The 12483-nt window shown below is 71.4% G+C and carries 12 protein-coding genes; 7 read left to right on the top strand and 5 right to left on the bottom strand.

All coding sequences use genetic code 11. The features are described 5' to 3' along the window. Both PLP61_RS09895 and holA read left to right on the top strand, forming a co-directional pair. On the top strand, positions 1-913 hold a 913-nt coding region (locus tag PLP61_RS09895), incomplete at its 5' end, for a ComEC/Rec2 family competence protein (RefSeq protein ID WP_324502537.1). Between the two features lie 47 nt (positions 914-960). Further along, the gene (holA, locus tag PLP61_RS09890; RefSeq protein WP_324502535.1) at positions 961-1944 is read left to right on the top strand and encodes a DNA polymerase III subunit delta; all 984 of its coding nucleotides are present in this window, start codon (positions 961-963) and stop codon (positions 1942-1944) included. Between the two features lie 281 nt (positions 1945-2225). Here holA and rpsT read toward each other — a convergent pair whose 3' ends face one another. Together rpsT and PLP61_RS09880 are read right to left on the bottom strand one after the other, a co-directional pair. After that, the gene (gene rpsT, locus PLP61_RS09885; RefSeq protein ID WP_324502534.1) at positions 2226-2486 is read right to left on the bottom strand and encodes a 30S ribosomal protein S20; all 261 of its coding nucleotides are present in this window, start codon (positions 2484-2486) and stop codon (positions 2226-2228) included. A gap of 156 nt (positions 2487-2642) precedes the next feature. After that, a complete protein-coding gene (locus tag PLP61_RS09880; RefSeq protein ID WP_324502532.1) occupies positions 2643-3935 on the bottom strand; it encodes a calcium-binding protein in 1293 nt (430 codons plus the stop codon). Positions 3936-4078: 143 nt separating this feature from the next. Between PLP61_RS09880 and lepA the strand changes: the two genes are divergently transcribed. After that, on the top strand, positions 4079-5956 hold the full coding sequence (gene lepA, locus PLP61_RS09875; protein WP_324502539.1) for a translation elongation factor 4: 1878 nt from the start codon (positions 4079-4081) through the stop codon (positions 5954-5956). Between the two features lie 17 nt (positions 5957-5973). On the opposite strand, the gene PLP61_RS09870 is transcribed toward lepA, so the two are convergent. Further along, positions 5974-7263: an ArsB/NhaD family transporter gene (locus PLP61_RS09870; RefSeq protein WP_324502530.1), complete on the bottom strand. Its 1290-nt coding sequence runs from the start codon at positions 7261-7263 to the stop codon at positions 5974-5976. Between the two features lie 6 nt (positions 7264-7269). Then, complete coding sequence (locus PLP61_RS09865) at positions 7270-7713, bottom strand: CBS domain-containing protein (RefSeq protein WP_324502528.1); 444 nt, start codon at positions 7711-7713, stop codon at positions 7270-7272. Positions 7714-7806: 93 nt separating this feature from the next. Between PLP61_RS09865 and PLP61_RS09860 the strand changes: the two genes are divergently transcribed. The 4 genes from PLP61_RS09860 (at position 7807) to hemW (ending at position 12213) form a co-directional block, all read left to right on the top strand. After that, a complete protein-coding gene (locus PLP61_RS09860; RefSeq protein WP_324502526.1) occupies positions 7807-8463 on the top strand; it encodes an MOSC domain-containing protein in 657 nt (218 codons plus the stop codon). 82 nt (positions 8464-8545) lie between these two features. After that, a complete protein-coding gene (locus PLP61_RS09855) occupies positions 8546-8995 on the top strand; it encodes an RsbRD N-terminal domain-containing protein (RefSeq protein WP_324502524.1) in 450 nt (149 codons plus the stop codon). 134 nt (positions 8996-9129) lie between these two features. Further along, positions 9130-10950, top strand: coding sequence for an AMP-dependent synthetase/ligase (locus tag PLP61_RS09850; RefSeq protein WP_324502523.1), 1821 nt, complete (start codon positions 9130-9132; stop codon positions 10948-10950). Positions 10951-10995: 45 nt separating this feature from the next. Continuing rightward, positions 10996-12213, top strand: coding sequence for a radical SAM family heme chaperone HemW (gene hemW / locus PLP61_RS09845; RefSeq protein WP_324502522.1), 1218 nt, complete (start codon positions 10996-10998; stop codon positions 12211-12213). Between the two features lie 7 nt (positions 12214-12220). Here hemW and PLP61_RS09840 read toward each other — a convergent pair. Continuing rightward, positions 12221-12483 (bottom strand): DUF4870 domain-containing protein (locus PLP61_RS09840; protein WP_324502521.1); only part of this gene is annotated, 263 nt, incomplete at its 5' end.

Here is a 12483-nt window from a genome sequence, read left to right as displayed (position 1 = left end):
CCTGGTCCTCCTCGCCGTGCTCTGCCTGCTCGCGGTGCCGCTCCTGCCCCGGCTGCTCGCCCGGCGCGAGGTCGGGATCGGCGGCACGGTGCTGCTGGTCGTCGTGGTGCTCGTGCGGTTGCCGCTCCCGGGCTGGCCCCCCGACGGCTGGGTGCTGGTCGCCTGCGACGTCGGGCAGGGGGACGCGCTGGTGCTCAACGCCGGGTCCGGCTCGGCCGTCGTCGTGGACGCCGGACCGGACCCGCGCGCCGTGGACCGGTGCCTGCGCCGCCTCGGGGTGAGCCGGGTGCCGCTCGTCGTCCTCACCCACTTCCACAGCGACCACGTGGGTGGGCTGTCGGGCGTGCTGCGCCGCCGGGAGGTGGGCGGGATCGTGGTCACGCCGCTCGCCGACCCGCCCGAGGGCGTGGGGCTGGTGCGCGAGGTCGCCCGGGCCGCGGGCGTGCCGGTCTCGGTGGCGGCCTACGGCAGCACGTGGGAGGTGGGACCGGTCGCGCTCCAGGTGCTCTGGCCCACGCCGGACCAGCCCCGAGCCGGCCCCGGAGACGGCAGCACGGCCAACAACGCCAGCGTCGTGCTGCTCGGGCAGGTGCACGACGTACGGCTCCTGCTGAGCGGCGACCTGGAGCCCGAGGGGCAGGACGCGTTGGCCGGTCTGCTGCCAGGGCTGACCGTGGACGTGCTGAAGGTGCCGCACCACGGCAGCCGCTACCAGGACCTGGACTTCCTGCTCTCGCTGCGCGCGAGGGTGGCGCTGGTCTCGGTCGGCGCCGACAACGACTACGGCCACCCGTCGAAGGAGACGCTGGCGCCGCTGCAGGCCGCGGGGACCGAGGTGCTGCGCACCGACATCGAGGGCGACCTGGCCGTCCTCGAGCAGCGAGGGCAGCTGCTGGCCGTGACGAGCCGGTGACCGGCCGCGCACCGGTGTCCGCGGGCTGTGGCAGGCTGGGCCGCACCATGGCACCTCCGCGCGCAGCAGACGTCCTCGGCCGGGTCACGCTGGTGACGGGCAAGGAGGAGTTCCTCAACGAGCGAACCGTCGTCGCGGTTCGCGAGGCCGTGCGCCGCCACGACCCGGAGGCGGAACTATCCGAGACCCAGGCCGGCGACCTCACCCTGGCCACGCTGGGGGAGCTGTCGGCTCCCTCGCTGTTCTCCAGCACCCGGTGCGTGGTGGTCCGCGGGCTGGAGAACCTGCCCGAGGAGTCGGTGGCAGGCCTCCTGCAGTACGCCGCGTCTCCGGTCGAGGACGTCGCCCTCGTCCTGGTGCACGGCGGCGGCGCCCGGGGGAGCGGCGTGCTCACCCGGCTCCGCAAGGTCGACTCCGTCACCGAGGTGAAGTCCTCCGAGGTGCGGCCCTCGGAGTTCGCCGGGTTCGTCGCGGCCGAGGTGCGGGCGCTGGGCGCCACCATCGACGAGCCGGCTGCCGACGCTCTCGTCCACGCCGTGGGTCACGACCTCCGGTCGCTGGCAGCCGCGGCGCACCAGCTGACCAGCGACTTCCCGGGGGAGACGCTGACCACCGAGCGGATCAAGCGGTACTTCGGCGGCCGGGCCGAGGCCAAGTCGTTCGCCGTGGCCGACGCTGCCTTCTGGGGGCGTCGGGACGCCGCCCTCGAGGAGCTCCGCTGGGCGCTGGACTCCGGCACCCCACCGGTGCTGGTGACCTCGGCGTTCGCCAGTGGCGCCCGCGGAGTGGCCCGCTACCTGGGGGCGCCGCGGGGGATGCGTGAGGCCGACCTGGTGCGGGAGGTCGGGGTGCCGCCGTGGAAGCTCCGTGCGGTGCGAGACCAGTCCCGCGGGTGGTCGGAGGCCGGCATCGCCCACGCGGTGCAGGCCGTCGCCCGGGCCGACGCGGACATCAAGGGGGCCGCCAGCGACGCGGCGTACACCCTCGAGCGGCTGGTGCTGACCGTCACCGACCTGCGCGACCCCCGTTGAGTCGCGCCTCCCGCCCCGTTGACTCGCGCCTTGGGCCCCGGTGACTCTCGCCTTCTGCTCGGTTGGGTCGCGCCTTGTGCCCCGGTGACTCGCGCCATGTGCTCGGAACGATCGTCGCGAGGACCCGCATCCGGGGCTCACCGCACCTCATACCAGGAGCCCCACGTGCCACTGCCCGCACGGCACTCTGTCACTTGTCGCGGGATGCTTCCCCCGACAAGTGCGGGATTCCCCGGGCGGGGAATCCGACAGACGACGCACCCGCCGCCAGTCGGGAGGGGTCAGAGTGCGGCGGCCTGCTTGGCGATCGAGGACTTGCGGTTCGCGGCCTGGTTCTTGTGGATGACGCCCTTCGAGGCGGCCTTGTCCAGCTTGCGGGAGGCGTCACGGCCCAGGGCGACGGCAGCGTCCTTGTCGCCGCCGGCGGCAGCCTCGCGGAACTTGCGCACGGCGGTCTTCAGGTCGGACTTGACGGCCTTGTTGCGCTGGTGCCGGCGCTCGTTCTGCTTGTTCCGCTTGATCTGGGACTTGATGTTCGCCACGGTTCGGCTTGCCTCGGTCTCTCGGTGGGTGCGGTCTGTCGCCCGGCCACCTGAGGGCAGGCAGGAGCCAGGTACGCGAAGGACGAGGGTAGCAGCGGCGCGGCACCTCGCCCAAATCGGACGCCGGCGCACGGCGCCGCCCCGGCACGGCGGCGGCTACACCCGCTCGCACTCCTGCCGGTGCTCGGCGCGGCAGCGGTCCAGCCCGGCACCGCCGCGGGCGGTGTCGGACCCGGCGTCGCCCAGCAGCGTGTCGTCGCCACCGCGTCCGACCAGCAGGTCGTCCCCGCCGCCGCCGCGCAGCTCGTCGGGGGCGTCGCTGCCACGCAGTACGTCGTCACCGCCACCCCCCAGCACCCGCTCGAAGTCCGCGACGGAGACGACCCCGGTCGCCGTGCGCCAGGTGCCGCCCTCCAGGTCCACGGTGTCGGCGCCCGGGCTCCCCAGGATCGCGTCGGTGCCAGGGCCGCCGGACACCGCGCGGGCGTCGGTAGTCGCCAGCTCCACCAGCTCGTCCGCACCGGCACCGAGGGTGATCTCGCTGAACGTCCCCACGTCGGCGCGGAGGACGTCCGCACCCTCCCCGGTGTCGACGAACACCGACCCTCCGCCGGAGACCACCTGCAGGTCGTCCCGGCCGGCTCCGGTGGTGAGGTAGACCGGATCCAGGTCGGCGACCACCTCGATCACCTCGCGGCCCGATGAGGAGGTGTCGACCCGGAGACCTCCGACAGCGTCGCGGATCGTCGTCGTCCCGGTCGTGGTGACGTCGACGAGGTCGAAGCCGCCACTGGTGCGGGCATCCTCGACGACGGTGACCCCCGCCTGCCGCACCACGTAGTGGTCGTCGCCCGGACCGAGGTCGAGCGAGAGCGGGCCGACCGGCGCGTCCGCGGCGGTGATCACCGTGTCGTCGTGGCGACCTCTCAGCGAGACCAGGGCGGTGTCGGGCGCTGCGTAGACCGACCACGCCCCGGCGCCGGACCCGACCACCCGCTCGAAGCGGCTGACCATGTCGTCGCCGGTGCCGGTGGCCGTCCCGCTGGGCAGGTTGACGGTCCCGCCGGTGTCGCTGCGCAGCCGCAGGGTGTCGCTGCCCGGCCCTGCGTCCAAGTGGTCGGCGTCCTCGCCGGGGTCGATCACGTCGGCGCCGTCCCCTCCCAGCAGCACGTCACCACCGCCGCCACCGCGCACCGTGTCGTCGCCGGGTCCGGCGCACACCAGGTCGGCGCCGTCCCCCGCGGTGATCGTGTCGGCACCGTCGCCGGCGACGATCACGTCGCGCCCGGAGGTGCCCTTGAGCACGTCGTCGCCCGGGGTTCCCATGATCGTCGCGGGCTTCCCCTCGCAGAGCCGGGCGGCCGAGAACGCGCTCGGCGCGCCGCCGTACGCCGAGGTCACGGCCACCAGCAGACACACGCCGGCCAGCACCCGGATGAGACTGCGCACACTCCACCCCTCTGTCCCCGCCGGAGACTCTCCCGGCAGGCCCCGCCCGGAGAGTAGCCGGGGCGGGCGTGGGTTCGGGCCGGAATCGGCGAGCGTGGAACAATGACCAGTCCAGCCAGCCGGGCCTCCTGACCAGCCGAAAGATCGCCGTGCCCCCCACCACCGTCCCGCAGCCGGGTCACACCGAGCCCGGGATCATCCGCAACTTCTGCATCATCGCGCACATCGACCACGGCAAGTCGACGCTGGCGGACCGGATGCTCCAGCTCACCGGTGTGGTCGACGAACGCAGCGCCCGCGCGCAGTACCTCGACCGAATGGACATCGAGCGCGAGCGCGGGATCACGATCAAGAGCCAGGCCGTGCGGATGCCCTGGACGGTCCAGGAGGGCAACGCCGAGGGAGCCGAACCTGGCACCTACATCCTCAACATGATCGACACCCCGGGGCACGTGGACTTCACCTACGAGGTGTCACGGTCCCTGGAGGCGTGCGAGGCCGCGGTCCTGCTCGTGGACGCGGCGCAGGGGATCGAGGCCCAGACGCTGGCGAACCTCTACCTCGCCCTGGGTGCGGACCTGCACCTGATCCCGGTGCTGAACAAGATCGACCTGCCCTCGGCCAACCCGGAGAAGTACGCCGCGGAGCTCGCCGGCATCATCGGCTGCGACCCCGCCGAGGTCCTCCAGGTCAGCGCGAAGACGGGCGAGGGCGTCGCCGCGGTTCTCAACGAGATCGTCAAGCAGACCCCGCCACCGGTCGGTGACCCGGACGCGCCCCCACGGGCGCTGATCTTCGACTCCGTCTACGACACCTACCGGGGTGTGGTCACCTACGTGCGCGTGGTCGACGGGCACCTGACGCACCGCGACCGGATCCGGATGATGTCCACCAGGGCGGTGCACGAGATGCTCGAGGTCGGCGTGATCAGCCCTGAGCCGGTCAAGGCCGGCCGGATCGGCGTGGGCGAGGTCGGCTACCTGATCACCGGCGTGAAGGACGTGCGCCAGTCGCGCGTGGGCGACACGGTGACCTCCCAGCACGACGGGGCCACCGAGGCGCTCGGAGGCTACAAGCACCCCAACCCGATGGTCTTCGCCGGCCTGTACCCGATCGACGGCGACGACTACCCGGCCCTGCGCGACGCGCTCGACAAGCTCCAGCTCAACGACGCGGCGCTCGCCTACGAGCCGGAGACCTCCGGAGCGCTGGGCTTCGGCTTCCGCTGCGGCTTCCTCGGCCTGCTGCACATGGAGATCGTGCGCGAGCGGCTGGAGCGCGAGTTCGGCCTGGACCTGATCTCGACGGCGCCCAACGTGGTCTACCAGGTGCGCATGGAGGACGGCACCGAGCTCGAGGTCACCAACCCGAGCGAGTTCCCCGCGGGCAAGGTGGCCGAGGTCCGTGAGCCGGTGGTCCGGGCGACGATCCTCACGCCCGCGGACTACATCGGCACGATCATGGAGCTGTGCCAGAGCAAGCGGGGCGCGTTGCAGGGCATGGACTACCTCTCCGAGGACCGCGTGGAGATGCGCTACTCCCTGCCGATGGCCGAGATCGTGTTCGACTTCTTCGACCAGCTCAAGTCACGCACCAAGGGCTACGCGTCCTTGGACTACGAGCCCGTCGGTGACCAGGTGGCCGACCTGGTCAAGGTGGACATCCTGCTGCACGGCGACCCCGTCGACGCGTTCTCCGCGATCGTTCACCGCGACGCGGCGTACTCCTACGGCGTGATGCTCGCCGGCAAGCTCAAGGAGCTCATCCCGCGCCAGCAGTTCGAGGTGCCCATCCAGGCGGCGATCGGCTCGCGGGTGATCGCCCGGGAGACGATCCGCGCGATGCGCAAGGACGTGCTCGCCAAGTGCTACGGCGGCGACATCACCCGCAAGCGCAAGCTGCTCGAGAAGCAGAAGGAGGGCAAGAAGCGGATGAAGATGGTCGGCCGCGTCGAGGTCCCCCAGGAGGCGTTCATCGCCGCGCTGTCCAACGCACCGACCACGGAGAAGACCCGCAGGTAGCCACCGGGCCTCCCGGGTCACGCCAGGTAGCGCAGCCAGAGGTACGCCGAGGACACCACGGCGGACACCAGGACCACGACCAGACCCTTGCGGGTGAACTCCCAGAAGCTGATCGGGGAGCCGTAGCGAGCCGCCATGCCCAGCACGACGACGTTCGCGCTGGCCCCCACCGCGGTCGCGTTCCCGCCCAGGTCGGCGCCGATGGCCAGCGCCCACCACAGCACGTCGCCCTGGCCGGCCGGGTGCTGGGCGACCAGCACGGAGACGACCGGGGCCATCGTCACGACGTAGGGGATGTTGTCGACGATGCCGGACAGCAGCATCGAGGAGAGCAGGATCGCGAAGGCGGCGGCGGTGAGGTTGCCGCCGGTGCGATCGGCGAGCCACTGGGCGAACCGGTCGATGGAACCCGTCTCCACCAGGGCGCCCACCATCACGAACAGCGCCATGAAGAACACCAGCGTCGCCCACTCCACCTCCACCAGCGCGTCCTCGACGGTCACCGGGGAGATCAGCAGCAGCAGCCCTGCCCCGAGCAGCGCCACCACGGACGGCTCGTAGTGGAGGATCGGGTGCAGCACGAAGCCGGCGATGACGATGACCAGCACGCCCACGCTGCGCACCAGCAGGGGTACGTCGGTGATGGCGTCGCGCTCGGACATCGCCATCACCTCGGCGGCGCGGTCGGGGTCGTAGTGGAACGCGTCGGGGAACAGCCACCGCAGCATCACCACGAGGATCGCGGTCATCACCGCGGCCAGCGGGGCCAGGTGCACGAGGAAGTCGTTGAAGCTCAGCCCGGCCCGGCTGCCGATGATGATGTTCGGCGGATCGCCGATCAGCGTGGCCATGCCGCCGGTGTTCGAGGCCAGCACCTCGGCGATCAGGAAGGGCCCGACCGCGAGGGCCAGGCGCTCGCAGACCAGGAACGTGACGGGAGCGATCAGCAGCATGGTGGTGACGTTGTCGAGCAGCGCCGACGCCACGGCGGTGATGACCGCGAGCAGCGCCATCAGCAGGTAGGGGCGGCCGCGCGCCCGCTTGGCGGCGTGGATGGCGAGCGCCTCGAACAGGCCGGTGGTCTTGACCACGCCGACGATGACCATCATGCCCAGCAGCAGGAAGATCACGTTCCAGTCGATCCCCGCGTGCTCGGAGTAGAACGCGGCGTGGCCGTCGGTCAGCTGCAGCAGCAGCATCAGGGCGGCCCCCCCGAGCGCCGCGGCGACGCGGTGGATCCGCTCGGTGGCGATCAGGACGTAGGCGCCCACGAAGATCGCGAGCGCGGCGGTCTCACCGAACGGCATGGCGGCTCAGGCGATCAGGGCGCCGAGGAGACGCGAGGCGGTGATGGCGCCGACCACCGCGCCGTCGTCCGACACCACGACCAGCAGCGGGCTGTGCAGCTTGGCCATCACCGCTGCGCACTCCATCAGGGTCGCGGTCGGGGCGACCGCGGGCAGCTCCACCCGCCGGTGGGCAGGAAGCAGGTCGCCGACCGTGCGGCCCTCGAGCCTGGCGGCGCAGTGGTTCGCGGCGTCCTCGCCGTACACCTTGACCAGTGACGGGTCCTCCTGCAGGTAGCCCGGGATCAAGAAGTTGAGCACCTGGGAGCCGGGGAGCACGGTCCGCGGACGCCCGTCGGAGAGCACCAGGACCGCGGGGCGACCCTCGATGCCGATCATCCGCACCGCGTCGGCGGCGGGCGCGGACACGTCCACCGACGGGTAGTCCTCCATCAGGGCGCCGGCTCGCATGGAAGCCGAGCCTAGCGGCGGGGCGACGAGGAGAGACGCCGGGAGACGCAAAACCCGTCGCGCCCGCCGCCGCCCGGCTGGGAGACTGGGCGGGTGCCTGGTCCCGCCCGCGTCCTGAGCGTCCACGTCGGACGACCGCGTCCCGCTGCGTACGCCGAGCTGGGCCGCACCTCGATCGCCAAGGAGCCGGTGCACGGTGCGGTGCTGGCCACCACGCTGGGGCTGGACGGCGACGAGGTCAGCGACACCCGGCACCACGGCGGCGTCGACCAGGCCGTCTACGCGTTCGCGCGGGAGGACCTGGACCGCTGGTCGGAGCTGCTCGGCGCGCCGCTGCGCGACGGCCAGTTCGGTGAGAACCTGACCACGACCGGGCTCGACCTCAACGAGGCCGAGGTGGGCGAGCGGTGGCGGGTCGGGTCCGCCGTGGTCGAGGTGGCCTCGGTCCGGATCCCCTGCAACGACTTCAAGGGCTGGATGGGGGCGTCCGGCTTCGACAACCGTGGCTGGGTGAAGCGCTTCGCGGCCGAGGGCCGTCCCGGCGCGTACCTGCGGGTCGTCGAGGAGGGGCTGCTCGAGGCCGGTGACGAGATCGAGGTGGTGCACCGTCCGGGCCACGGGGTCACCGTGGGGCTGATGTTCCGGGCGGTCACCACCGAGCCCCGGCTGCTGCCCCGGTTGCAGGTGGTGGAGAACCTGGCGGCCTCCCCGCGCGCCAGGGTGGAACGGTTCCTGCGCCGGTCCGGGTGAGGCGGCTGCAGGTGTCCCGCGTGCGGTGGCTACCGTGGGACGCGGGCCTGGCGAGGCCCACGACCGACGAAGGGACCTGAGGATGAACGTCGCGGACCGTATCCAGCCCCACGCCGACCAGGTCGTCTCCGAGGCGACGTCGGCCGTCGAGCAGGCCCGCCTGCTCCACTACGGGGCGGGGGGAACCGAGTTCACCCGTACGCGCGTTCAGGCCCTGGTCGACGCGGTCATCGAGAGCCTGCGCCTGTCCTCGCCGCTACGCATCATCGAGCACGCCGACGAGGTCGCCCGCGACCGGTACCTGGCCGGGTTCGGGATCGACGAGATCCAGGTCGCCTTCAACGCCGTGGAGGAGGCACTCTGGCGGCTGCTGGTGGGCAAGGTGCCCGCCGAGGAGCTGGTCGACGACCTGGGTCGGGTCGGTGCGGTCCTCGGCGCGGGGAAGGACCAGCTCGCCCGGACCTACGTCCAGCTGGCCAGCCACCACCACCACCCGGCCATCGACGTGGACGAGCTCAACAAGGGGCTGTGACCCGGGGAGACGGGCCGCGGAGGCCCGCCAAATGCCGGTCGCGGCTACCGACCCGTAACCTTGTGATCTAAGTTACTGCCATCGAGCGTTCAGATCCGCCGCGACGCCGTCGCGCCCCGAGAGCAGGGAGTCACATGTCCAGCAGCCCGGACACCAGTTTCGTCGAGACGATGCTGCCCAACGTCGCCGTGCAGTTCTTCGAGCGCGTGACCAAGTCTCCGCACAAGGAGGCCTACCGGTACCCGACCGCGGACGAGACCTGGGAGTCGGTGACCTGGGCGGAGACCGGCGAGCGGGTCTCGCGCCTGGCCGCGGGGCTGATGGCGCTCGGGGTCGAGCCTGAGCAGCGCGTCGGCATCGTGTCCAACACCCGCTTCGAGTGGATCCTCGCCGACCTGGCCATCATGTGCTCGGGTGCCGCGACCACCACCGTCTACCCCAGCACCATCGAGGAGGACACCTGCTACATCCTCAGTGACTCCGAGTGCCGGGTGGTCTTCGCCGAGGACGACACCCAGATCGCCAAGCTGCGCGCCAGTCGCCCCGAGCTGCCGCTGGTGGACAAGGTGGTCACCTTCGACGGCACCACCGACGGTGACTGGGTGATCGGCCTGGACGACCTGAGCCAGCTGGGGGAGAAGTACCTCGCCGATCACCCGGGCATCATCGAGGAGACCGCCGCGTCGATCGAGCCCGACCACCTGGCGACCCTCATCTACACCTCCGGGACCACCGGCCGGCCCAAGGGCGTACGGCTGCGCCACAGCTCGTGGGTCTACGAGGGCACCGCCATCGACGTGCGCGACATCCTCTCCGAGGACGACCTGCAGTTCCTGTGGCTGCCCATGTCGCACTCCTTCGGCAAGGTCCTGCTGTCGACCCAGCTCGCGGTCGGGTTCCCGACCGCCATCGACGGCCGGGTCGAACGGATCGTGGACAACCTCGCGGTCGTGAAGCCGACGTTCATGGGCGCGGCGCCGCGGATCTTCGAGAAGGCCCACAACCGCATCGTGCTGATGCAGCAGGCGGAGGGCGGACTGAAGGAGAAGCTCTTCAACCGCGCCTTCGACGTCGGCCTCAAGGTCGACAAGCTCAAGCGCGAGGGTCAGTCGGTGCCGGCGTTGCTCGGCGTGCAGCACCGGATCTTCGACAAGCTGGTCTTCGCCAAGGTGCGGGAGCGCTTCGGCGGTCGGGTGCGCTTCTTCATCTCCGGTGCCGCTGCGCTGAACCGTGACATCGCCGAGTGGTTCCACGCGGCGGGCATCGTCATCCTCGAGGGCTACGGCTTGACCGAGACCTCCGCCGGCTCCTTCGTCAACCTCCCGGACCAGTACAAGTTCGGCTCGGTCGGCCCCGTCTTCATCGGCAGCGAGGTCATGCTCGGCGACGGCGACGAGATCCTGATCAAGGGCCCCGGCGTGATGGACGGCTACCACAACCTGCCCGAGGAGACCGCGAACACCCTCACCGAGGACGGCTGGCTGCGGACCGGCGACAAGGGCCACCTCGACGAGGACGGCCACCTGCGGATCACCGGCCGGATCAAGGAGCTGTTCAAGACCTCCGGCGGGAAGTACATCGCCCCGCCGCTGATCGAGTCCAAGTTCAAGGCCCTGTGCCCCTACGCGAGCCAGTTCATGGTGTTCGGCAACGAGCGCAACTTCTGTGTCGCGCTGGTCACCATCGACCCGGACGCCATCGCCGAGTGGGCCAAGGAGAACGACGTCGCCGGCGACTACTCCGCGATCGTCACCTCCGACAAGTGCCGGGAGATGGTCTCGGGCTACATCGAGGAGCTGAACAGCCAGCTCAACCGCTGGGAGACCATCAAGAAGTTCGAGATCCTCGACCACGACCTCACCGTGGAGTCCGGGGAGCTGACCCCCTCGATGAAGGTCAAGCGCAACGTGGTCGAGAAGGACTACAAGGACATCCTGGACTCCTTCTACGCCTGAGATGCCGTAGCCGGAGGGCACCCGGGGATCTGCTTGGATACCCGGGTGCCCTCCGTCGTCCCCGCCGGCGAACCCGTCCCCGCCGACGGCCGGCTGCCGGAGCAGGCCCTGGCCGAGCTCGGCACCCGCCCGTTTGGCGTCTACGTGCACGTGCCGTTCTGCGCGGTGCGCTGCGGCTACTGCGACTTCAACACCTACACCGCCGCCGAGCTGGGCTCGGCACCCGGGACCGCCCGGGGCCGGTACGTCGAGGCCGTCCTCGCGGAGGTGCGGCTGGCCGGCCGGGTGCTCGGCGACCGGGTCCCGCCGGCCTCCACCGTGTTCTTCGGTGGCGGCACGCCCACGCTCCTGGACCCCGACGACCTCGGCCGGGTGCTGGCCGCGGTGTCGGAGGAGCTGGGGCTGGCCCCGGGCGCCGAGGTCACCACCGAGGCGAACCCCGACAGCGTGACCCCGGAGGCGCTGGGTCGGCTGCACGAGCACGGGGTCACCCGCATCTCCTTCGGCATGCAGTCGGCCGTCCCGCACGTGCTGGCCACCTTGGACCGCTCCCACGACCCGCAGCGGGTGCCGGAGGCGGTCGCCTGGGCCAGGGAGGCCGGCTTCGACCAGGTCAGCCTGGACCTGATCTACGGCACGCCAGGGGAGAGCCTGACGGACTGGGAGACCTCGCTGGCAGCGGCTCTGGCCTGCCGTCCCGACCATGTCTCGGCCTACGCCCTGGTGGTCGAGGAGGGCACGGCCCTGGCCCGGGCGGTCCGACGCGGCGCGCTGCCCGCTCCCGAGGACGACGACCTCGCCGACAAGTACCTGCGCGCGGACCGGCTGCTCACCGAGGCCGGCCTGGAGTGGTACGAGCTGTCCAACTGGGCGCGCACAAGTGCAGCCAGGTGCCGGCACAACGAGCTGTACTGGACCGGGGGCCACTGGTGGGGGCTGGGTCCGGGCGCCCACTCCCACGTGGGCGGCACCCGCTGGTGGAACGTGCGGCACCCCACGGCGTACGCCGATCGGCTCGAGGCCGGGAGCAGCCCGGGTCAGGCCCGTGAGGTGCTCGACCCGGAGACCAGGCGGGTGGAGCGGGTGCTGCTGGAGGTCCGGCTGAGCGAGGGGCTTCCCACCGACGTGCTCGACGACCGGGGGCGGGCCGCCGTCCCGCCGTTGGTCGAGCGCGGCCTCCTGACCCACGCCGGCCCGCGTCTGGTGCTGACGCCGCTGGGCCGCCTGCTCGCGGACACGGTGGTCCGCGCGCTGCTGCCCTGAACCGGGGTCAGGACACCATCCGGATCGTCAGCGGGTAGCGGTAGTCCTCGCCGTTGCTCGCCTTGACGCTCGCCATGATCGTGAAGACCAGCCACGCCACCCCGACGGCCAGCAGCAGGAAGAAGCCGATCAGCACCAGGATGAGCAACGCGGAGACCAGGGCGTAGATCATCATCGACAGCTGGAAGTTCAGCGACTCGACGGCGTTGCGGCGGACGAACGGGGACTTGTTGCCCTGGACGACCAGCACCAGCAGCGGACCGAGGAACG

The organism is Nocardioides sp., assembly GCF_035429765.1.
Classification (GTDB): domain Bacteria; phylum Actinomycetota; class Actinomycetes; order Propionibacteriales; family Nocardioidaceae; genus Nocardioides.
This window is presented reverse-complemented; position numbering and strand designations above follow the sequence as displayed.